Here is a 20224-nt window from a genome sequence, read left to right on the forward strand (position 1 = left end):
TAGTAGAAATATATGGTTTTTATTTTTCCTCATAAATGACTTTAGTTCCTTCGGTATCGTAAGAAAATTTAATTTCAGGAAGCTTTAAAGCTTTCCTAATTTTTTCTTTCGAGTCTTTAGTGGCATAAAATAATAAAAATCCTGCTCCACCTGCGCCCAGCAATTTACCACCTAGCGCACCTGCTTCCAAAGCCAATTGATAATATTCATCAATTCTAGTATTGGAAATTCCTCTTGCCAAAGTTCTTTTTAAAAGCCAATTTTCATGTAAAATTTCTCCAAGAGCATCAATATTCCCACTTTCAAGCTCAACTTTTAATTTTTCAGCAAGCTCGCACATTCTAATCAGGTTCTTTTCTTTACTCACCTCCTGAATATTTTTAGACTGCTCTGACAAAATCTGTGGAGCATCATGAACTCCTCCAATATAGAACATCAATAAGTTATTTGCCATTTTCTCTTTATCAGCTGAACTCATCTTAACTGCTTCAACGCTAACAGAACCATCTTTTTGAAATCGATAAAAGTTAAGATTACCGTAGCTTGCAGCGTATTGGTCCTGTTTCCCAATAGGGTTTCCTAAATCCTCTATTTCAATTTCACAAGCTTCTTGAGCAAGTTGTTCCTTATCTGTTTTCTGTCCCTTGTAGCTATTCAAAGCCGTTAATAAAGCCGTTGTAAATGTACTTGAAGAACCCAGCCCTGTTCCTGCTGGAATGTCTGCATCTGAATGAATTTCGATATTTTTTATATTTTTCTTTTGGAGACAAGCTCTTACAATATCATGACCAATTTCCGAAATCTCTTGAACCACTTCACTTTTTTTATAACGTAATATTGTTTCATTAGCATTGAAAGATGGATGAACGGATAAATAAATATATTTATCTATTGTTGTTGAAAGGACACAACCTCCATTTTTCTCGTAAAAACTTGCAATATCACTTCCGCCTCCTGCGAAAGATACCCTAAAGGGGGCTCGTACAATAATCATTTAAATATTTCTCCTTAATATTTATATTTCTAACCATTATTTTTTGAAAATAAACCATTGACCAAGCTTCTAAAATATCTAAATTCTCTACTTTTTCTAAAAAGTAAGATAAGTAAAGCATTGGGTATAATGAGACAAATTACAATTTTAAGTATAAAATTTCCCCAGACATTGCTTACGTCTAAAAAATGCGATACGACTACTGTGGATATAAAGAGTAAAACAAAGATAAAAAGATAGCTGAGTTGCTCAATTACATAAACAGAAACTTTCTTTTTGAATATCGGAACAAAAGTATATTTTGGAAAACTGTAACCATAAAGTATCATTGTACATATAATTGTTCCCAGTAAAACACCCGCAAGCCCTAAGTATTTAATCAATACAATCGAAGCTATCAAATTTGTTATCGCTTCAGCTACTGGGACGAACCTATTCTCATAAAAAATACCAGCCGCTTGCTGAAAGACTGTCATTGGACTTCTCATTCCCTGAACATAAAAGTTGAGTGCAACAACCAACAGAACACCACCAGATAAGAGATAATTTTTCCCCAGCCATAACTCAATAAAAGGCTGCGTTACAATATAAATCCCAATTGCTGAAAATGAGTAGAGCCAGAAACAGATAAAGGTTAAATGCTGATGAACTTTAAAATTTTCTTTACCATTTTTTTCCGTTAATAAATCCCCCACACTCGGAGTTACACTTCCTACAACTTGAAGTAAAAAACTGTTGAGCGTATTCGTTATTAATAAATAGTTACTATAGAGCCCCATAACAGTAAGTCCTAAGAAGGAGCTGATTATCATATTATCTGTTCCAAAAACAACAAATCCTCCGATGACGTGAAAAGCTTGTCCTTTCATTTGTTTTATCAATCTTCGAGCAATTTTTTTATCCAACAATTGAACATTTTTATCTTTAATATATGGATAACGTCGATCCGCAACTCGACTAATCATAATATTTTCAGCTAAACGAAGAAAAAGAACAAGCAACAAAATGAGAATATAATTATGGGTTAGAATTAACAAAGCAATCTGCCCTAAATTATAGATAATCGTATACGCTAAATCTGCCAGATTAATCAGATGTTTTTTTTGGTGAGCAATCAGTATTGATTGTTTATAAATTAATAAATAGGAAAAAGCTGAATCAGCTAAAAAAAGTAAATAAATTACATATACATTTTCATTAATCGAAGACATATTAACAAAAACATGTAAAAAGGGCATAAGAGCAAGTCCAAAAACAATGACAAATCCGGCAATAGCTTGATAACAGCGCTGATAAAATTTTAATAATGATTTTATCGTTTCAATATCTCTTTTAGCAATATACTCGTACATGTTAAATAAGATAGCTGTCCCCAGCCCAAGCTCAGCAATCCCGAGCATGCCAATAATACTTGAAAAAAGTCCATTAAGTCCTTGATATTTCAAACCTAGAATATGTATGAAATAGGATTGAGCTATAAATCTTAGAATGATTGTAACAACAATCTGCATCACTGCTGTTATCATATTACGTAAGGAATTTTGAATTCTCATAATTGTATCCAATCACTTTGTACTAGGGCATTATTTTTATTAATAGAATCTTTAGGATACCAATTTTTAGGGCCTACAACGATTTTTTGTGGATTAGCTGATAGAAATTGGCACCACCATGAAAAAGTGGAATTTGCAATGATATAATGCTTACAGGCGCTCATTAATCTTAATTTCTCCCAAACAGGGTTTCCCTCTTTTTCGACCATAAAATTATCCTCTTCTGTCATCACATCCTCTGCAAACTGTTTTGCGTACTCTAAATCATCACTAAAAAAGAAAAAAACTGGATTGACGATTTTTGATTTAAGTATTTCAATTCCTTTGATGAAGTATGATTCATCACATTGAAAAAAGGACTGACGATTTTCCGTTGAGAGATAATCGCCTCGGCGGATTGTAATACAAATCGACTGGCTTTCTTGAATTTTTCTATAAAACTCTTTATTTTGCTCAAGTAATCCCTCTCTTGGAGAAAAGGTTGCTTGTAGCTCAGCCTGCATTCCTTCAAAAAAACTAGCATCTTCAAAATATGAATGAAGTAAGATTGTTTCATTTTGAGGCTCATAGTTTAAGTCTTTTATCTTACTGGGATAAATTAACAAACCCTTTCGATACAGAAATCGACTATAATATTTCAGAAAGTTAGGCAATTTACCAAAAGGAAAGTATGAATGCCTTTTGAAGGATGATAAATGATGTAAGAGGCGATTTGTTACTCTTAGCCAGAAATATTGCCTTTTTGATAAATACTGAATTAAAAAATTTGATAATTTTTGCTGATCCAGTTGATAATCTGCATGAAAGTATTGAAGATTATTCATCCACCCTTGCTCATTTGGTGCTAAATCTCCATAAAGCGAAATTCTATAGAAATTAATAATAATTTCACTCTTTGGAATTTCTTTTTTTAGTTTCAAGGCATAAGCGTATTGAAACATTTGATTGCCTAAACGACCATCCATATCAACTACTATTTTTTTCATTTCACTTCTCATTCTTGATAATTTTGAACTAAAAAATAAAGCCAAGTGCTTTTTATTATTAGAAAATATTTTATCTTTTGTTTGAAGGTTAGTATTTTTGCTCGACCCAATCTAGAATAAATGCCTTTTATCAGCAATTTATTAAGAGTTTTTGTCATCCGGCCATAGTAAACATAATGATCTAGTACGTATAGCAGAGCATAATCAAAAGATTCTTTGCTTTTTCCTGATAAATTTTCTTCATATTTCATAAAAGAAATTAATATATTTTCCAAGTCTAGGACGGAGCTTCCATCTCTACTCTCAATAATAGAATCCTCATGCTCTCTTTGATAAATGTACTCGAAAGTCTCGATAATTTTTGCTCGTTTGGCAAGGTTCCAAACCCGCGGGGTGAATTCCTCATCTTCATGAATCGTTTTTGGGGAAAGCCAAAGACCATTTTTCATTAAAAATTCTCGCCGATACATATAGGCCCAAATCATTGGAATATAATTTCTTAGTTGAATTTGTTTCTTAAAAAGTACTATTCCTTCTTGGACTCCAGCCCTCAAAAGTTCGTTATTTCTTTCCATTTTCTTGGAAACTTTATTTTTGTAAGTTGCTTCGAAACTTCCACAAATGATATCAAGTTTTTTATTTTCAGCTTCTTGATAAAGTTTTTCTAAAAAAGTAGAATGCACAAAGTCATCACTGTCTACAAAACTAATATAATTACCACACGCAAGAGCAAGTCCTTTATTTCTAGCTTCAGCTGCCCCACTATTTTCAATCTCAATAAGTCGAATAAAATTATATTTTTCAATCAAATCAAAGATATGGTCAATACTACGATCAGTCGAACCATCATTAACCAGAATAATTTCAATGGGTTTTAAAGTTTGCTTGATTAAAGACTCCAAACAAGAACGAATATATTTTTCTGAATTATATATTGGCACAATGACCGAAACTTTTATATTTTTCATTATTATTTTAGGTGCCCCTCATTTGAAGTAGAATCTTATATTATAAGCCCACCAGATAATATTCGGACAAGATTTAACCATTTTAATCGTCCACTTTTCTCTTTTAGTTTTAAGAGCAAGAGCTCTTTGCAAAATTTCTTGATCTTCAATGAGATAATTTCTGATAATCTTTAAATACTCTTTAGATTTTGCTTTATTCTCTTTAAGCAAAGCCAGACATTTTATGATAATCCAATAGTAACCCCAAGCTAAATTATAAGCAGCAATGGGTAAATATTCTGGATATTTTTCTTTAACTTCTTTGATTACTTTATGTTGTTCGGTAATATTATCAAGTTGTCTTAAATCAAAGGATTTTCTTACAGTACTCTCTTGATTTTGAATGTAAAAATAACCTACAAAATCAATTGCAACTGCCGAGCTTATCTTTGAAAAATACTGGTAATTGAAATAGTAATCCTCATATATTTTATGCTCAGAAAAATATATCCCTTCTAACAATGCTCGATGATAAAGCTTTGTAACCGGTCCAAAACTAAACGGACTTTCTTGAAGATAGGCAGCCATTAAATCATCATTTGTTTGGAAATAGGTGAGCTTTCCACTCTCTTTTGGTGTCAAACTTTTTAAGTAGCTCTCCCCTCTCATCTGACAACTTACTAGGTCAACTTTTTCTTGCGCTATCACTTCATAAAGCCGTTCCAAATAATCAGAAGTAACATAATCATCACTATCTATAAAACAAATATATTTTCCCTGAGATTTAGTTAGACCCAGATTTCTGGCTACACTCTGTCCACTATGTTGCTCATAAAATAGTTGGATACGACGATCTTTCTGTTGGTAATGTTTACAGATTTGAGGAGATTTATCATCAGAGCCATCTTCTATTAGAATTAATTCGAAATCCTGAAAAGTCTGATTAATAATCGAATCTAAACATCTTTCTAAAAAGGGGGCGCTATTATAAACTGGAACAATAATGCTTATTTTAGGCATAATTCTCTACTTTTTATCCTTTCGCATTTTATAGAGTCTTTTGATTAGAGGATAAAGAAGTCTATTTGTAGGAATATCAAATTCTCCAACATATTCCTTAAAGGAAGGATTAAACATTTTTTTAAAAGAGCGTAAACCTCCAGAATCTGCCTCTACTCCCCCCATATCATGCATCAAAGCTCCTTTTAGAAAGCTATACTTTATACTTTCATCCCAAGAAAGATAAGAAACATAATATTTTTTGAAAGCATCATCCATCCCTGCATACAAGTTGTATGACTTTTCACCATAATATATTATTAAATTTCCTGCACTTGGGACAATTTCTCCCGAAGTTTTTATGATTTGTTCTAAATCATTCACCTCAGTCTTTTTTTCAAGAAGTTGATGTTCTAAAAGAACTTTTTTCTTTTCATTACTTATATCTTTGATTCTTTTTGATAATTTCAAAGTTTCGGTCTTTGCTTCATCCAAAAGTTCTTTAACATTTGTATAAACAATAACAATAGCAGAATTTTTGGGAAAGGCAGCTAGAATTTTTTCAAAATATGCTTTATCTCTTAAATTTATAACTTTTCTTGTCTCTGTTAATGTCATTAAGCGAGCAAAATCCTCGCTATATTCTTCTTGACCAATCTTAATTTCAGGAAAGGCTTTTTTGGCTTTATTTAATCGACTATTAAACTTTTTTGATAGTTTCTCGTAGCTATAATCGTCTCTATAGATTGTGGCATCAAAACGAAATTGTATTGTTTCATGAATTTCTTTTGTTCTTCCTCCATAAGCCACTCCTAATAGAGTTAACTTTTCAATAAGTCGCTTTCCCTCCGAATTCTCTTCAATAAGCGGGTCAAATTTAATAAAAAGCGCCTTTTCTTTCTTACCATATTCTTTCAACTTCAAAACAACAAAGCTTAAAAGCTCATCGTCGGAATAATCCATGATAATGCCTCGTGGAATATAGCACATTTTAAAACCCAGAGGTAAAGAACGCGTCAGTACTAAACAAGAAGCTAAAAGTTCTGTCTCCCCTTTTTCCGTAAATCCTAAAAATTCTGACTTCCATTCATCTTTAACATTTCTCCATGATGGCGTCTGCAAAATATCAAAAAGCGGTGACTTGAGTATGAAGTTTTCAACCTTTTCCAAGTCTACGATGCTTTTGAATTCAAACTCTCTTGATGTATATTCATTCATAAAATATATTAATTTCTAATTTTTTAAATTTTGCTGCTCTCATTTTGTCTTGGTAAAAGGTTACCACTAAAGCTTTCAATCACTCCATACTATTTCATAAAAGATTGAGCATTTCTATTATTTTACAGTTGAGGATGTTACAAATTTTTTAGATACATATATTAAATAGTCAAACTTTTCTAATACATCTATATTACACATTATTATATTTTTTGTCAACAAATCATGTTCTTTTTCTTTATCTATACTTTTATTTCTTTATTGTATTCACAAGGATACAACATATTACACTATTCCGTTCATTTTCTTTAGTGAATTCCCTAACATTTCTCAAATTTTTTATAAATGAAAAAAGGCAATCTTGTTGACTGCCCTTTTTTGATTACAAAAAAACTTAGACAAATAAAAAAACCTCATCTAATCCAAAATGAGTTTTTTTATTTGTCTAAGTTTATATGCCATTGAACAGAATCGAACTGTCGACCTTCACCTTACCATGGTGCTGCTCTACCGACTGAGCTACAACGGCTAAAATAAATAAATTGAGTGGTCTGACCAGATTAGAAATTTAATCTAATCAGACAGAGCTAGACTATAAGCAAGGCTGATGCGAAAGAGAGTCAATCACAACTCAACACATGCACCCACAGAAACCCCCGCCAACATCATAACACTCAATTTAGTATTTTATTACTTCAAGATTTAATAAAATTAAACCAATTCAATGATTGCCATAGGCGCAGCATCACCACGACGTGGTTCAACTTTAAGGATACGAGTGTAACCACCGTTACGTCCTTCGTAGCGTTTAGCAAGGTCGTTGAATAATTTTTGAAGGGCAGTTGGGAAAGTTTCAGTTTCTTCGTTGAAATCTTTAATTGCGATTTCATTACGTACGTAAGCAGCTGCTGCACGACGAGCTGAAAGGTCACCTTTTTTACCAAGCGTAATCATTTTTTCTACTGTACGACGAACTTCTTTAGCGCGAGCTTCAGTTGTAACGATAGTTTCGTTGATGATCAAATCTGTAGTCAAATCACGAAGCATAGCTTTACGTTGTGAAGATGTACGTCCGAGTTTACGATTGCTCATTTGTTTCCTCCTATATTATTATTTTCTTTTTTTAAGGGAAAGTCCCAATTCAGTCAATTTAACTTTGACTTCTTCTACTGATTTGTGACCGAGGTTTTTGACTTTAATCATGTCAGCTTCGCTCATTTCAACAATATCAGCAACAGTGTTGATACCTGCACGTTTCAAACCATTGTAAGCACGAACTGAGAAGTCCATTTCTTCAATAATTTTATCGAGCACACGTTCTGTTTTAACTTCATCTTTAACAACAAGTGTTTCAGCTTCAGCTGCAACTTCTGAAAGATCAACGAACAAGTTCAAGTGGTCTGTCAAAATTTTAGCTGAGAGTGACAAAGCTTCGTCAGAAACGATAGTACCGTTTGTAGTAATTTCAAGTGTTAATTTATCGTAGCTAGAATCTCCACCAACACGGGCAGGTTCAACTTGATAATTTACTTTACTTACTGGTGTGTAAATTGAGTCTACGGCAATTGTGCCAATTGGCGCTCCATCGACTTTATTTTCGTCAGCCGGAACATAGCCGTATCCTTTTTTAACAGTCATTACAGCACGCATTGAGTGACCTTCAGCAATAGAGAACAAGTAATGGTCTTTGTTGACAATTTCAATGTCGCTATCAGTTAAGATATCACCAGCAGTAACATCCATAGGACCAGTAACGTCAAGTTCGATTTGTTTTTCAGATTCAACGTATGATTTGATGGCAATTCCTTTAACCGCAAGAACGATTTGGATGACATCTTCACGTACGCCAGGGATTGTTGCGAATTCGTGTTGAACACCTTCAATTTGAATTGAAGTCACAGCAGCACCAGGAAGTGATGACAAAAGGACGCGACGCAGAGAGTTACCTAAAGTTGTACCATAACCACGTTCAAGTGGTTCAACAACGAATTTACCGTAATTTTCTGATTCGTCAAATTTAGTAATTTTTGGTTTTTCAAACTCAATCATGTATGTTCTCCTCTAAAGCGAAAAGTGATTAGTGACAAGAGTGACTAATTATACACGACGACGTTTTGGAGGACGTGCACCATTGTGAGGTACAGGAGTCACATCACTGATAGATGTTACATTAAGACCAGCTGCAGCGAGTGCGCGGATAGCTGATTCACGACCTGAACCAGGACCTTTAACTGTAACAGATACAGTTTTCAAACCTTGCTCTTGAGCAGCTTTAGCAGCAGCTTCTGAGGCCATTTGAGCGGCGAAAGGTGTAGATTTTTTAGAACCTTTGAAACCAAGTGCACCAGCTGAAGACCATGCAAGGGCGTTACCATGAACGTCTGTGATCATAACGATTGTGTTGTTGAATGTTGATTGGATATGAACAATCCCAGATTCAATATTCTTTTTAACACGACGTTTACGTGTAATTTTTGCCATTTTAACTCCTTTCTATTTAATTATTTTTTCTTACCTGCGATTGATTTAGCAGGACCTTTACGTGTACGAGCGTTGTTCTTAGTGTTTTGTCCACGTGTAGGAAGTCCACGACGGTGACGCATACCACGGTAAGAACCGATTTCCATCAAGCGTTTGATGTTAAGTGACACTTCACGACGAAGATCTCCTTCGAGTTTCAAGCCATCGAGTTCACGACGGATTGCATCTTCTTGATCTGATGTCAAATCTTTAGTACGGATATCTTCTGAAACACCTGCAGCTGCAAGTACTTTCTTAGATGTTTGAAGTCCAACACCGAATACGTATGTTAATGAAATAACAATGCGTTTTTCGTTTGGAATATCAACTCCAGCAAAACGAGCCATATTTTTCTATTTCCTTTCTATCCCTGACGTTGTTTGTGTTTTGGATTGGCAGGGCAAATTACCATTACACGACCGTTACGACGAATAACTTTACAGTATTCGCAGATTGGTTTAACTGATGGTCTTACTTTCATTGTGTCTTCCTTTCTATGGTTACTGTGCATCATGCACTCAATGAATGTCCGGATTACTTAAATCGGTAAGTAATTCGTCCGCGTGTCAAATCGTATGGTGAGAGTTCAACTTGAACCTTGTCTCCAGGCAAGATACGGATATAATTCTTACGAATTTTTCCTGAAATCGTCGCCAAGACTTGGTGACCATTTTCGAGTTCAACAGTGAACATCGCATTCGGCATGGTGTCAACGACTTTGCCGTCTACTTCAATTACATCATCTTTTGCCAAGCAAAAGTACCTCCTTAAAAATTTCCCGAAAGATATAAATACAAATTTAAATATATCTAAAAAGTCGGACTTATGTATTTTAGCATTTTTCAACAACAAATGCAAGTCTTTCTTTCATAAAAGCCTTTATTTTTCTAGCCTGAGTCCATTTTTATTTTCAGATTATCTGATAAGAGTACCTATGGCAATGCTTTCGGGTGTTTCTTTTTATTTTTAAGCTTGTTGACTCTTCTGTCAGTAAATTTTATCTTTCATTTTCATAATTAAAAAAACCTCTGACAGAGGTTTTATGATTTATTAGCCTAAAACTTTTTTAATATCATCTGTAACTTGACTAATTTCTTGTTCGCCTTCGATATTTTTAACAAGTCCAAGTTCAGTGTAATGTTCAATAATTGGCGCAGATTCTTTGATGTTGACATCTAAACGGTTTTTAACTGTTTCTGGTACATCATCAGCACGTTGGTAAAGGTCATGGCTACCACAAACGTCACAAGTTCCTTCAACTTTAGTTGGGTTGAAAATTTTGTGATAAGTTGCTCCACAATTACGGCAGATGTAACGACCACTTAAACGATCAACCAAGATATTTGGATTAACAACAATATTTACAACAGCATCAAGTTTAATGCCAAGCTCTTCAAGCATTGTATCAAGAGCATGCGCTTGGTCAATCGTACGTGGGTATCCATCAAGCAAGAAACCTGAAGCTTTGATATCGTCTTGTGCTAAACGTTCTTTGACAATACCATTGGTTACTTCATCAGGAACGAGTTCACCTTTATCAATAAAAGATTTAGCAAGTTTACCCATTTCTGTTTCATTTTTCATCGCTGCACGGAACATATCTCCTGTTGAAATATGGTTTACACCATAATTTTTAACGATAAATTCGGCTTGAGTTCCTTTACCAGCTCCTGGAAGTCCCATGATTAATAAATTCATTTTGTTTTCTCCTGATTTTGATTTTATAAATTACTGACAGCTCTGTCAGTAAAATGCAGATGTGCACTGTCTTTTACCTACACTATTTTAGCGTATTTTTACTGAAAAATAAAGAAAAACCTTGTCTAATGACAAGATTTTATTTTACGCATGAACTTTATTAAAAGTCATCTACTTGATTTCTGGAAAATTACTTTGATTATTTACAGCAATTTCAAGTGGATTATCCATAAATCCTGCATATTTACGTTTAAGTAAATATCCTTCAAGTTGTTTAACCGCTTGAATAGCAACTTGAATCAAGATTAACAATGATGTTCCTCCAAGAGCGACGATTTTTGGAAGTCCCCAAACGTTTTGGGCCGCAATAGGAATGATAGAGATCAATCCAAGGAAGAGCGAGCCAACCGTTGCAAGACGCATTAATAGACGAGAAACATACTTCTCAGTTCCTTTACCCGGACGAACAGATGGAATGTACGAACCTTGTTTTTGAAGGTTTTCAGCCATCTTTTCAGGATTAACCTGAACGAACGAATAGAAGAAAGTAAAGAGAACAATCAATAATGCGTAGAAGAGCATCCCTGTCCAAGTCGTATATGACAAAGCATTTTGTAAGGTTGATAACCAACCTACATTGCTACCTTGTGAACGTTGCAAGAATTGCAAGATCGTAGCAGGTGCAGTTGTAATTGAACCAGCAAAGATAACTGGAATAACACCAGCTGGATTGACACGAAGTGGCAAGTACGAACTTGTTGGTGCGCCTTGAGTCAACTTAGTGTATTGAATTGGTACTTTACGTTCCGCTTGTTGAACAAATGTTGTAACATAAATAATGACAATTGCTGACAAAATCAATCCAATAACAAATATCCAAGACATAGGAATTTCAGATGGTCTTACGTTTAAGAATTTTTCATCATAAACAGATTTGATGGCTGATGGAATACCAGAGACAATCCCAGCAAAGATAATTACTGAAACACCTGATCCAAAACCTTTTTCATTAATCTGTTCACCCATCCAAGTAACAACCATTGAACCTGTGGTCAAAAGCACCCCAATCATCAAATAACTTTGCCAATTTGGGTTTTGCACAATATTTAACGAGCTCATGGCTTGGAAACCAGCAGTAATCCCGATAGATTGTGCCATAGCAAGCACTAAGGTAATATAACGTGTCGCCTGATTCAGCTTACGACGTCCAATTTCTCCTTGTTTTGACCACTCAACAAATTTTGGTAAAATATCCATTTGTAATAATTGCACAATGATTGAGGCAGTGATATAAGGCGAAACTCCCATTGCAAAGAGTGAGTAGTTTTGCATTGCATTACCAGAAACCAAGTTCATCATGCTTAAGAATGGCAAATCCGCAACTTGTTGTAGATTTTGTACATTAACGCCAGGTACAGTAATGTGAGCACCTAGGCGAAAAACAAAAAGAATGAAGATCGTAAAGAGAATTCTTGCTCGGACGTCTTTTACCTTGAAGGCTTCCTTAAGCGTCTTAAAAAACATAAAATCTCCTTAAAGCGTTTTAATTGTAAATAGACAATAAGCGGTTGAAGATTCAACCGCCAATTGAAATGTAAAAATTAAGCTTCTTCTACAGAACCACCAGCAGCTTCGATTGCAGCTTTGGCAGCAGCAGATACTTTAGCAACTTTAACTGTAAGGTTTTTAGCTGTCAATTCACCGTTAGCAAGAACTTTAACACCTGATTTAACGTCCTTAACGATTTTAGCAGCTACAAGAGTTTCAGCTGAAACAGTTGCGCCATCTTCAAGACGGTTCAAAGTTTCAAGGTTGACAATAGCGTATTCTTTACGGTTAACATTCAAGAAACCACGTTTTGGCATGCGACGGAACAATTCTGTTTGTCCACCTTCAAAACCAGGACGTACTCCACCACCTGAACGAGATTTTTGACCTTTTTGTCCACGTCCAGATGTTTTACCATTACCTGATGATGTACCACGACCTACGCGATTACGTACTTTACGACTGCCTTCAGCAGCTTTCAATGAATGAAGTTCCATTTTTTTCTCCTTATTTTGTACCTTGCTGTCGCCTAATTTTCATGTAAGGAACGTGAAAATTAAACTCGCCGATACTTCAATATATTTATTTGTCTATTAACAGACTCCTATTATTTTACTATTTTTCGATTGGAATTACAAGCTATTTCCTCGTTTGTCCTGCATTTTACAATTCTAAAGTTATCTTTTGAATTGGTGAGATAAAATTTACAAGTTTTTAAATTACTGACGGATTTTTTAAGAAAAAAACAATCCTATCAGTAAAGATAGGATTGTTATTTTATGCAATAGTAATTATGCTTCTTCAACTTTTACCAAGTGAGAAATAGAGTTTACCATACCAAGAATAGCAGGTGAACCTTCTTTTACTACTGAGCTGTTGAGTTTACCAAGACCGAGTGCTTTAACAGTTTTGCGTTGAGCAGGGATACGGCCGATTGGTGAGTTTACCAATGTAATTTTAATTTGAGCCATTTTTTCCTCCTTAGGCGAAATCTGATACAGATTTACCGCGTAATGCAGCAACTTCTTCAGCACGTTTCAATTGAGTCAAACCATCAACTGTTGCACGAACAACGTTAATTGGTGTATTTGAACCAAGTGATTTTGATGTTACGTCAGCAACACCAGCGAGTTCGAGGACGGCACGAACGGCACCACCTGCGGCAACTCCAGCACCTTCTACAGCTGGTTTAAGGAGGATTTTACCACCACCGAAGACACCAAGTGCTTCGTGAGGAAGTGTAGTACCTACCATAGGAACTGTAATAAGGTTTTTCTTAGCTGCTTCGATTGCTTTACGGATAGCTTCAGGAACTTCTTGAGCTTTACCAGTACCGAAACCTACGCGACCGTTACGGTCACCAACAACAACAAGTGCTGCAAAGCGAAGACGACGTCCACCTTTTACAACTTTAGTAACGCGGTTAATTGAAACTACGCGTTCTTCAAATTCGCTTTGTTCGCGATCATTTCTTCTGTTTTCTGCCATGTTTAATTACCCCTTTCCTTAGAATTTCAATCCAGCTTCACGAGCTGCTGTAGCGAGTGCTGCAACACGTCCGTGATAGAGGTAACCACCGCGGTCGAAGACAACTTCTTCAACGCCTTTAGCTTTTGCAGCTTCAGCAACGAGTTTACCAACTTCTGCGGCTTGTTCAGTTTTAGTACCAGTCAATTTGAGTGATGAAGCTGATGCAAGTGTTGTACCAGTAACGTCATCAATGACTTGTGCATAAATGTTTGTGTTTGAACGGAAAACGTTCAAACGTGGAGTTTCAGTAGTTCCTGAAATTTTTCCGCGTACACGTGTGTGACGTTTTTGGCGGAGTTTGTTTTTATCTGGTTTAGAAATCACAATTCTACCTCTATATTATTTTAAATTTCGATAGTTTTTGCCATCGATTTTCTTACTGATTAATAAAATAATCAGCAAGCGGGGAGTTTTTGTCTGTCTAACAAAGTTAGCATTGACAAAATACTGGCAATTTGACCTAAATCAAACCACCAATTACGGATAACATTTTTTGCTAAAAGATTGCTAGGCAGCTTTTAGGACGAAGTCCGTGCTGAATCGTACTGACGTACATAAAGCAAAAGCTAACGACGCAAGCCCGACGCAAAAATTATTTACCAGTTTTACCTTCTTTACGACGAACGTATTCACCAACGTAACGGATCCCTTTACCTTTATAAGGTTCTGGAGAACGACGGCTACGGATGTAAGCTGCTGTTTGACCAACAGCTTCTTTGCTGATACCTTCAACGACGATAGAAGTTGGAGTTGCAACAACAAACTTAATGTTTTCAGGTGCTTCAACTTCGTCTTGGTGAGATTTACCAACAGACAATACAAGTTTAGTTCCTTGTAATTGTGCGCGGTACCCAACCCCAATCATTTCAAGTGCTTTAGAGAAACCATTTGAAACACCTTCTACCATGTTAGCAAGAAGGGCACGAGTAGTTCCGTGGAGCATTTTCATTTCTTTAGTGTCGTTTGGACGTTTAACAGTGATTTCGTTTTCAGCGATTTCAAGTGTGATGTTTTCGTTGAATGAACGAACGAGTTCACCTTTAGGTCCTTTGACAGTGACAGTTGCACCGTTTACTTCTACAGATACGCCTGCAGGGATAACGATGACTTTGTTACCAATACGTGACATTTTTTTTCTCCTGTTAAATTATCAGATTTAATTCAATCTGTTTTCACGGGTTTTAAATCAATTTTGACTTAAAAGATATAGTTTTTTACTGACAAAAATAAAATTATCTTTGTCAGTAAATTTGACTTACGAAAAATCGCTTGTCAGTTCAACACAGCATTTAGAAGTGTCGAATGTGAGGATAAAACTTCAGAAAATGAAGTTTTTCCTAAAATAATTACCAGATGTAGGCAATTACTTCACCACCAACATTTGTTTGACGAGCAACTTTATCAGTTACGACACCAGTAGATGTTGAGATGATTGCTGTACCAAGTCCGTTAAGAACTTTAGGGACATCATCAGATTTCACGTAAACGCGAAGACCTGGTTTTGAGATACGTTTCAAGTTAGTGATAACTTTTTCACCGTTTTTACCGTATTTAAGGAAAACGCGGATTACGCCTTGTTTGTTATCTTCAACGTATTCAACGTCTTTCACGTAACCTTCAGCTTTGAGGATTTCAGCGATTTGACGTTTGATTTTTGATGCAGGTGCTTCAACAACATCGAATTTACGCATGTTACCATTACGAATACGAGTCAAGAAATCTGCAATTGGGTCAGTCATTACCATAGTGTAATTTCTCCTTATTTGTAGTTTGGGCTTGTTCAAATCCCACTTTCAAATTAATGAGGTCTTTTTCATAAAAAGACCGAACTTAATTAGTATAGCAGAAGTTCCGCACTCTGTCAACATTTTTCTTTACAATGTTTTCGGGTGTGTCATGGATTTTTTAGAATAAAAATTACTGACAGGATCGCCAGTAATTTGTTATAACTTATGAACTCAAACCTGTGGTATCATTACTTACCTTATAATAAAATGATGTTGGCATCGTATCAAATATTTCTATGCCTTCTTCATCCGTAGTTATTATAAGCCGGTCTTTTCCCGAATCTGTCTTATCTAAATTTGAGGAATTTGGAAAGATTGGTGAATTATAAGCAGAGGCAAACATAAAGCCCATGTGTCTTTTGTCATTCAATGCATCAGCAATAATTATTCCATCCTTAGCTATTGGATTTGATATTATTCTCACATATTCTGAACTAAAAATGATGTTACCGTTTTTTAAAATAATTTTAGAAGTACCATCAGCAGTCTGCCAAGTTCCATTCAAAGAAGAATAATTCCCTGAAAGAATTTGTGAACTGTTTCCAAATCCTTCCTGACTGGAAGAACTTGAATTTGAACTTGATGAACTTGTACTTGAAGACGAACTACTACTTTGAATACTTTCATTATTTTTAATACTTGAAGAGGAGCTGCTTTGTTCAGACTTTTTACTTTCTTTACTGCTACAGGCCGATAAAACGGTTAAAGTTCCTAAAAGAATTAGGCTAATTCCTACAAACTTTTTAATATTAGCTGATATTTTTTTCATAAATCCCTCCTATTTCCTCACCATTATAGCAAATTCTCACTTTTAATCCACTATAAATAGACCATGTTTTCATAATACTTCTAAGGTATAAAAAAATTACTGACAGAAATCCTGTCAGTAATTTTTATTCGTTACACGATAATTAACAAATTACCATGAAGCTTTTTTAACGCCTGGCAATTGACCTTTGTAAGCCAATTCGCGAAGACAGATACGGCAAAGTTTAAATTTGCGGTAAACTGAATGTGGACGTCCGCAACGTTCGCAACGAGTATAAGCTTGTGTTGAGAATTTTGCAGGGCGTTGGTTTTTAACAACCATAGATTTCTTAGCCATTTATGTATTCTCCCTATCTTATTTAGCGAACGGCATGCCGAGTTTAGCAAGCAATTCACGTGATTCTTCGTCAGTGTTAGCAGTTGTTACGATAACAATGTCCATACCACGAACTTTATCAACATCATCATAGTTGATTTCTGGGAAAATCAATTGTTCCTTCACACCAAGTGTGTAGTTACCGCGACCATCAAACGCTTTGTTTGAAACACCGTGGAAGTCACGTACACGTGGGAGTGAAACAGTAACCAATTTGTCCAAGAATTCGAACATACGTTCGCCACGAAGAGTTACTTTCGCACCGATTGGCATACCTTCACGAAGACGGAAAGCAGCAACTGATTTTTTAGCTTTAGTAATCAATGGTTTTTGACCAGAGATCAAAGCCAATTCAGCAACAGCTTTATCAAGGTTTTTAGAGTTGTTTACAGCATCTCCAACACCCATGTTGATAACGATTTTATCAACTTTTGGTACAGCCATGATTGAAGTGTAGTTGAATTGTTCAGTCAACGCTGGTACTACTTCGTTAGTATATTTTTCTTTCAAACGATTAGTCATATTATTTCTCCTTTCCGCCTTAGTCTAAAATTTCGCCAGATTTTTTGTTGAAACGAACTTTTTTATCGTCAACAACTTTGTAACCTACACGACCAGCAACGCCATTTTTGTCGAGCACTTGTACGTTAGAAACGTGGATAGGAGCTTCGATTTCAAGAATAGCACCACTTGGGTTTTCTGAGTTTGGTTTTTGGTGTTTCTTCATGATAGCAACACCTTCAACGACAACTTTATTTACTTTTGGCAAAGCTTTGATTACTTTACCAGTAGTACCGCGGTCTTTACCTGCGATAACTTTAACTGTATCACCAGTTTTTACAAACATGTTTATTTCCTTTCTTACGCCCGATGGGCACCCTCATATTTTACTATCAGGGGACTATTCTGTTAATAATAACAGTAAAATATGACTCTGTCAAAAAATTTTTCCGACAAAACCATATCTCTATAATGCTTGATTAGAGTACTTCTGGAGCAAGTGAAACGATCTTCATGTAGCCACCTTCGCGGAGTTCGCGGGCAACTGGGCCAAAGATACGTGTTCCGCGAGGAGTTTTATCGTCACGGATGAGCACTGCTGCATTTTCATCAAATTTGATGTATGAACCGTCAGGACGTTTCGCACCAGATTTAGTACGAACGATGACTGCTTTCACAACTTCACCTTTTTTAACTGCTCCACCAGGGGCAGCTGATTTAACTGTAGCTACAACGATATCACCGATACCAGCGAACTTACGTGATGAACCACCGAGGACACGGATAGTCAAAAGTTCTTTAGCACCTGAGTTATCTGCAACTTTCAAACGAGATTCTGTTTGAATCATGCTATATTCCTCCTAGTTTTGCTTAGATAATAACTGCTTCTTCAACGATTTCTACAAGACGGAAATGTTTGTCTTTAGACAAAGGACGAGTTTCCATGATACGAACGATGTCGCCAGTTTTTGCAGAGTTGTTTTCGTCGTGAGCTTTATATTTTTTTGAATAGTTGATACGTTTACCATAGACAGGGTGGTTACGCTTAGTTTCTACGACAACTGTGATAGTTTTATCCATTTTGTCTGAAACCACGCGGCCTTGATAAACTTTACGTTGTTTGCGTTCCATTTATAGTTTCTCCTGACCTATTATTTGTTCAATTCAGCTTGCACAGTTTTTACACGTGCAATAGTTTTCTTGACTTCGTCAAGCTTAGCTGTGTTTTCGAGACGACCAGCAGCAGCTTGGAAACGAAGATCAAACAATTCTTTTTTCAATTCAGCTTCACGAGTTGTCAATTCTTCAACTGACAAAGCGCGCAAATCTTTAAGAAGTGATTTAGTTTCGCTCAATTTCATTACGCTTCACCTCGTTTCACAAATTTAGTTTTAACAGGAAGTTTGTGTGATGCAAGACGCAACGCTTCGCGTGCAGTTGCTTCATCAACGCCGCCCAATTCAAACATGACAACGCCACGTTTAACTGGAGCAACCCATCCTTCAGGAGCACCTTTCCCTGAACCCATACGCACACCAATAGCTTTGGCAGTGTATGATTTGTGAGGGAAAATTTTAATCCAAACTTGACCGTTACGTTTCATGTAACGAGTCATAGCAATACGAGCTGCTTCAATTTGGCGGTTAGTAATCCAGTGAGATGTAGTCGCTTGAAGACCATATTCACCGAATGATACTGTGTCGCCACCTTTAGCATAACCACGCATTTTACCGCGGAATTCACGACGGTGTTTTACACGTTTTGGTACTAACATGGATTATTTTTCTCCTTTCACAGATTTTTTAGTAGGGAGAACTTCACCACGGTAGATCCAAACTTTAACGCCGAGTTTACCATAAGTTGTGTCTGCTTCTTCCCAAGCGTAGTCAATGTCCGCACGGAGTGTGTGGAGTGGAACTGTACCTTCTGAATATCCTTCAGCACGGGCAATATCAGCACCATTCAAACGACCAGAAACTTGAGTTTTGATCCCTTTTGCACCAGCGCGCATAGCACGTTGGATGGCTTGTTTTTGAGCACGACGGAAAGCGATACGTGCTTCAAGTTGTTTAGCAATTCCTTCACCAACAAGATGAGCGTCCAAATCAGGTTTTTTGATTTCAACGATGTTGATGTGAACTTGTTTACCAGTAAGTTTGTTGAGTTCTGCACGGAGTGCATCAACGTTAGCTCCTGATTTACCAATAACCATACCTGGTTTAGCAGTGTGCAAAGTTACAATAACTTTGTTAATTGCACGTTCAGTTTCAATCAATGATACTGATGCATCAGCAAGTTTAGTTTGGATAAGTTGACGAATTGCCAAGTCTTCGTGAAGGTAATCCGCATATTCTTTTTCAGCATACCATTTGGCATCCCAATCACGAATAACGCCAACACGCATTCCTATTGGATGTACTTTTTGACCCACGTTTTTACCTCCTTATTCTTTCTCAGCTACAACTACAGTAATGTGAGCTGTGCGTTTGTTAATTGGTGAAGCTGAACCTTTGGCACGTGGACGGAAACGTTTCATTGTTGGACCTTCGTTAATGAATGTTTCGCTTACTACCAAGTTAGCTTTTTCAAGACCAAAGTTATTTTCTGCATTAGCGATAGCACTATTAAGTACATTTTCAACTTCTACAGCAGCTTTAGTCGGTGTAAATTTCAAGATTGCAATTGCATCTGCAACACGTTTCCCGCGGATAAGATCGATAACAAGACGAGTCTTACGAGGTGAAACGCGAACTGTTTTTGCAGTTGCTTTAGCTGAAGTAATTTCTGCCATTTTTTTCT

The 20224-nt window shown here is 36.1% G+C and carries 30 protein-coding genes and 1 tRNA gene; all 31 read right to left on the reverse strand.

The features are described from left to right. Positions 1 to 19: 19 nt before the first annotated feature. Entirely contained in the window at positions 20 to 994 is a 975-nt protein-coding gene (locus tag KW2_RS10560; protein ID WP_021037932.1) for a GHMP family kinase ATP-binding protein, read from the reverse strand. 29 nt (positions 995 to 1023) lie between these two features. Further along, on the reverse strand, positions 1024 to 2547 hold the full coding sequence (locus KW2_RS10565) for a lipopolysaccharide biosynthesis protein (protein ID WP_021037933.1): 1524 nt from the start codon (positions 2545 to 2547) through the stop codon (positions 1024 to 1026). Then, the gene (locus KW2_RS10570; RefSeq protein WP_021037934.1) at positions 2544 to 3533 is read right to left on the reverse strand and encodes an alpha-1,2-fucosyltransferase; all 990 of its coding nucleotides are present in this window, start codon (positions 3531 to 3533) and stop codon (positions 2544 to 2546) included. The genes KW2_RS10565 and KW2_RS10570 overlap by 4 nt, the downstream gene beginning before the upstream one ends. 8 nt (positions 3534 to 3541) lie before the next feature. Continuing rightward, on the reverse strand, positions 3542 to 4501 hold the full coding sequence (locus tag KW2_RS10575; protein WP_021037935.1) for a glycosyltransferase: 960 nt from the start codon (positions 4499 to 4501) through the stop codon (positions 3542 to 3544). Positions 4502 to 4519: 18 nt separating this feature from the next. Then, positions 4520 to 5500 carry a glycosyltransferase family 2 protein gene (locus tag KW2_RS10580; protein WP_021037936.1) on the reverse strand — a complete coding sequence of 327 codons (981 nt, stop codon included), beginning with the start codon at positions 5498 to 5500 and terminating at the stop codon, positions 4520 to 4522. Positions 5501 to 5506: 6 nt separating this feature from the next. Continuing rightward, positions 5507 to 6697, reverse strand: coding sequence for a peptidoglycan bridge formation glycyltransferase FemA/FemB family protein (locus KW2_RS10585; RefSeq protein ID WP_021037937.1), 1191 nt, complete (start codon positions 6695 to 6697; stop codon positions 5507 to 5509). Positions 6698 to 7153: 456 nt separating this feature from the next. After that, positions 7154 to 7226: transfer RNA gene (locus tag KW2_RS10590), tRNA-Thr, on the reverse strand. A 182-nt stretch (positions 7227 to 7408) separates the two neighbouring features. Next, positions 7409 to 7789, reverse strand: coding sequence for a 50S ribosomal protein L17 (gene rplQ, locus KW2_RS10595; RefSeq protein WP_003130558.1), 381 nt, complete (start codon positions 7787 to 7789; stop codon positions 7409 to 7411). An 18-nt stretch (positions 7790 to 7807) separates the two neighbouring features. Next, the gene (locus KW2_RS10600; protein WP_003130557.1) at positions 7808 to 8746 is read right to left on the reverse strand and encodes a DNA-directed RNA polymerase subunit alpha; all 939 of its coding nucleotides are present in this window, start codon (positions 8744 to 8746) and stop codon (positions 7808 to 7810) included. A 48-nt stretch (positions 8747 to 8794) separates the two neighbouring features. Next, complete coding sequence (rpsK, locus tag KW2_RS10605; RefSeq protein ID WP_010906297.1) at positions 8795 to 9178, reverse strand: 30S ribosomal protein S11; 384 nt, start codon at positions 9176 to 9178, stop codon at positions 8795 to 8797. Between the two features lie 20 nt (positions 9179 to 9198). Next, positions 9199 to 9564 (reverse strand): 30S ribosomal protein S13, encoded by a 366-nt coding sequence (rpsM, locus tag KW2_RS10610; protein WP_003130555.1) that lies wholly within the window; start codon positions 9562 to 9564, stop codon positions 9199 to 9201. 17 nt (positions 9565 to 9581) lie between these two features. After that, entirely contained in the window at positions 9582 to 9698 is a 117-nt protein-coding gene (gene rpmJ / locus KW2_RS10615) for a 50S ribosomal protein L36 (RefSeq protein ID WP_001808836.1), read from the reverse strand. A 53-nt stretch (positions 9699 to 9751) separates the two neighbouring features. Continuing rightward, positions 9752 to 9970, reverse strand: coding sequence for a translation initiation factor IF-1 (infA, locus tag KW2_RS10620; protein WP_003130554.1), 219 nt, complete (start codon positions 9968 to 9970; stop codon positions 9752 to 9754). A gap of 297 nt (positions 9971 to 10267) precedes the next feature. Next, a complete protein-coding gene (locus tag KW2_RS10625) occupies positions 10268 to 10915 on the reverse strand; it encodes an adenylate kinase (RefSeq protein WP_011677149.1) in 648 nt (215 codons plus the stop codon). A 171-nt stretch (positions 10916 to 11086) separates the two neighbouring features. Next, positions 11087 to 12439, reverse strand: coding sequence for a preprotein translocase subunit SecY (gene secY / locus KW2_RS10630; RefSeq protein ID WP_021037938.1), 1353 nt, complete (start codon positions 12437 to 12439; stop codon positions 11087 to 11089). Between the two features lie 77 nt (positions 12440 to 12516). Next, positions 12517 to 12960, reverse strand: a complete 444-nt coding sequence (gene rplO, locus KW2_RS10635; RefSeq protein WP_011677151.1) for a 50S ribosomal protein L15 — start codon at positions 12958 to 12960, stop codon at positions 12517 to 12519. A gap of 294 nt (positions 12961 to 13254) precedes the next feature. Beyond that, positions 13255 to 13434 carry a 50S ribosomal protein L30 gene (rpmD, locus tag KW2_RS10640; protein WP_003129921.1) on the reverse strand — a complete coding sequence of 60 codons (180 nt, stop codon included), beginning with the start codon at positions 13432 to 13434 and terminating at the stop codon, positions 13255 to 13257. Between the two features lie 10 nt (positions 13435 to 13444). Beyond that, entirely contained in the window at positions 13445 to 13951 is a 507-nt protein-coding gene (gene rpsE / locus KW2_RS10645; protein ID WP_011836022.1) for a 30S ribosomal protein S5, read from the reverse strand. 18 nt (positions 13952 to 13969) lie between these two features. Then, on the reverse strand, positions 13970 to 14317 hold the full coding sequence (rplR, locus tag KW2_RS10650) for a 50S ribosomal protein L18 (RefSeq protein ID WP_011677153.1): 348 nt from the start codon (positions 14315 to 14317) through the stop codon (positions 13970 to 13972). Positions 14318 to 14585: 268 nt separating this feature from the next. Next, a complete protein-coding gene (gene rplF, locus KW2_RS10655; RefSeq protein ID WP_011836023.1) occupies positions 14586 to 15122 on the reverse strand; it encodes a 50S ribosomal protein L6 in 537 nt (178 codons plus the stop codon). Positions 15123 to 15339: 217 nt separating this feature from the next. Beyond that, positions 15340 to 15738 carry a 30S ribosomal protein S8 gene (rpsH, locus tag KW2_RS10660; protein WP_011677155.1) on the reverse strand — a complete coding sequence of 133 codons (399 nt, stop codon included), beginning with the start codon at positions 15736 to 15738 and terminating at the stop codon, positions 15340 to 15342. 205 nt (positions 15739 to 15943) lie between these two features. Continuing rightward, the gene (locus KW2_RS10665; protein WP_021037939.1) at positions 15944 to 16549 is read right to left on the reverse strand and encodes a DUF6287 domain-containing protein; all 606 of its coding nucleotides are present in this window, start codon (positions 16547 to 16549) and stop codon (positions 15944 to 15946) included. Between the two features lie 150 nt (positions 16550 to 16699). Continuing rightward, on the reverse strand, positions 16700 to 16885 hold the full coding sequence (locus KW2_RS10670) for a type Z 30S ribosomal protein S14 (RefSeq protein WP_003129946.1): 186 nt from the start codon (positions 16883 to 16885) through the stop codon (positions 16700 to 16702). Positions 16886 to 16903: 18 nt separating this feature from the next. Beyond that, positions 16904 to 17446 (reverse strand): 50S ribosomal protein L5, encoded by a 543-nt coding sequence (gene rplE / locus KW2_RS10675; protein WP_003129948.1) that lies wholly within the window; start codon positions 17444 to 17446, stop codon positions 16904 to 16906. Positions 17447 to 17465: 19 nt separating this feature from the next. After that, on the reverse strand, positions 17466 to 17771 hold the full coding sequence (rplX, locus tag KW2_RS10680) for a 50S ribosomal protein L24 (protein ID WP_003129951.1): 306 nt from the start codon (positions 17769 to 17771) through the stop codon (positions 17466 to 17468). Between the two features lie 133 nt (positions 17772 to 17904). After that, entirely contained in the window at positions 17905 to 18273 is a 369-nt protein-coding gene (gene rplN, locus KW2_RS10685) for a 50S ribosomal protein L14 (protein ID WP_003129953.1), read from the reverse strand. Positions 18274 to 18295: 22 nt separating this feature from the next. After that, the gene (gene rpsQ / locus KW2_RS10690; RefSeq protein WP_003129955.1) at positions 18296 to 18556 is read right to left on the reverse strand and encodes a 30S ribosomal protein S17; all 261 of its coding nucleotides are present in this window, start codon (positions 18554 to 18556) and stop codon (positions 18296 to 18298) included. A 20-nt stretch (positions 18557 to 18576) separates the two neighbouring features. Next, a complete protein-coding gene (rpmC, locus tag KW2_RS10695; protein WP_003129957.1) occupies positions 18577 to 18786 on the reverse strand; it encodes a 50S ribosomal protein L29 in 210 nt (69 codons plus the stop codon). After that, a complete protein-coding gene (gene rplP / locus KW2_RS10700; RefSeq protein ID WP_011677158.1) occupies positions 18786 to 19199 on the reverse strand; it encodes a 50S ribosomal protein L16 in 414 nt (137 codons plus the stop codon). The genes rpmC and rplP overlap by 1 nt, the downstream gene beginning before the upstream one ends. Positions 19200 to 19202: 3 nt before the next feature. Continuing rightward, the gene (rpsC, locus tag KW2_RS10705; protein ID WP_003129960.1) at positions 19203 to 19856 is read right to left on the reverse strand and encodes a 30S ribosomal protein S3; all 654 of its coding nucleotides are present in this window, start codon (positions 19854 to 19856) and stop codon (positions 19203 to 19205) included. A 12-nt stretch (positions 19857 to 19868) separates the two neighbouring features. Next, positions 19869 to 20216, reverse strand: a complete 348-nt coding sequence (gene rplV, locus KW2_RS10710) for a 50S ribosomal protein L22 (protein ID WP_010906302.1) — start codon at positions 20214 to 20216, stop codon at positions 19869 to 19871. Between the last annotated feature and the right edge of the window lie 8 nt (positions 20217 to 20224).

This window comes from Lactococcus cremoris subsp. cremoris KW2 (assembly GCF_000468955.1).
In the GTDB taxonomy this organism is placed as follows: Bacteria; Bacillota; Bacilli; order Lactobacillales; family Streptococcaceae; genus Lactococcus; species Lactococcus cremoris.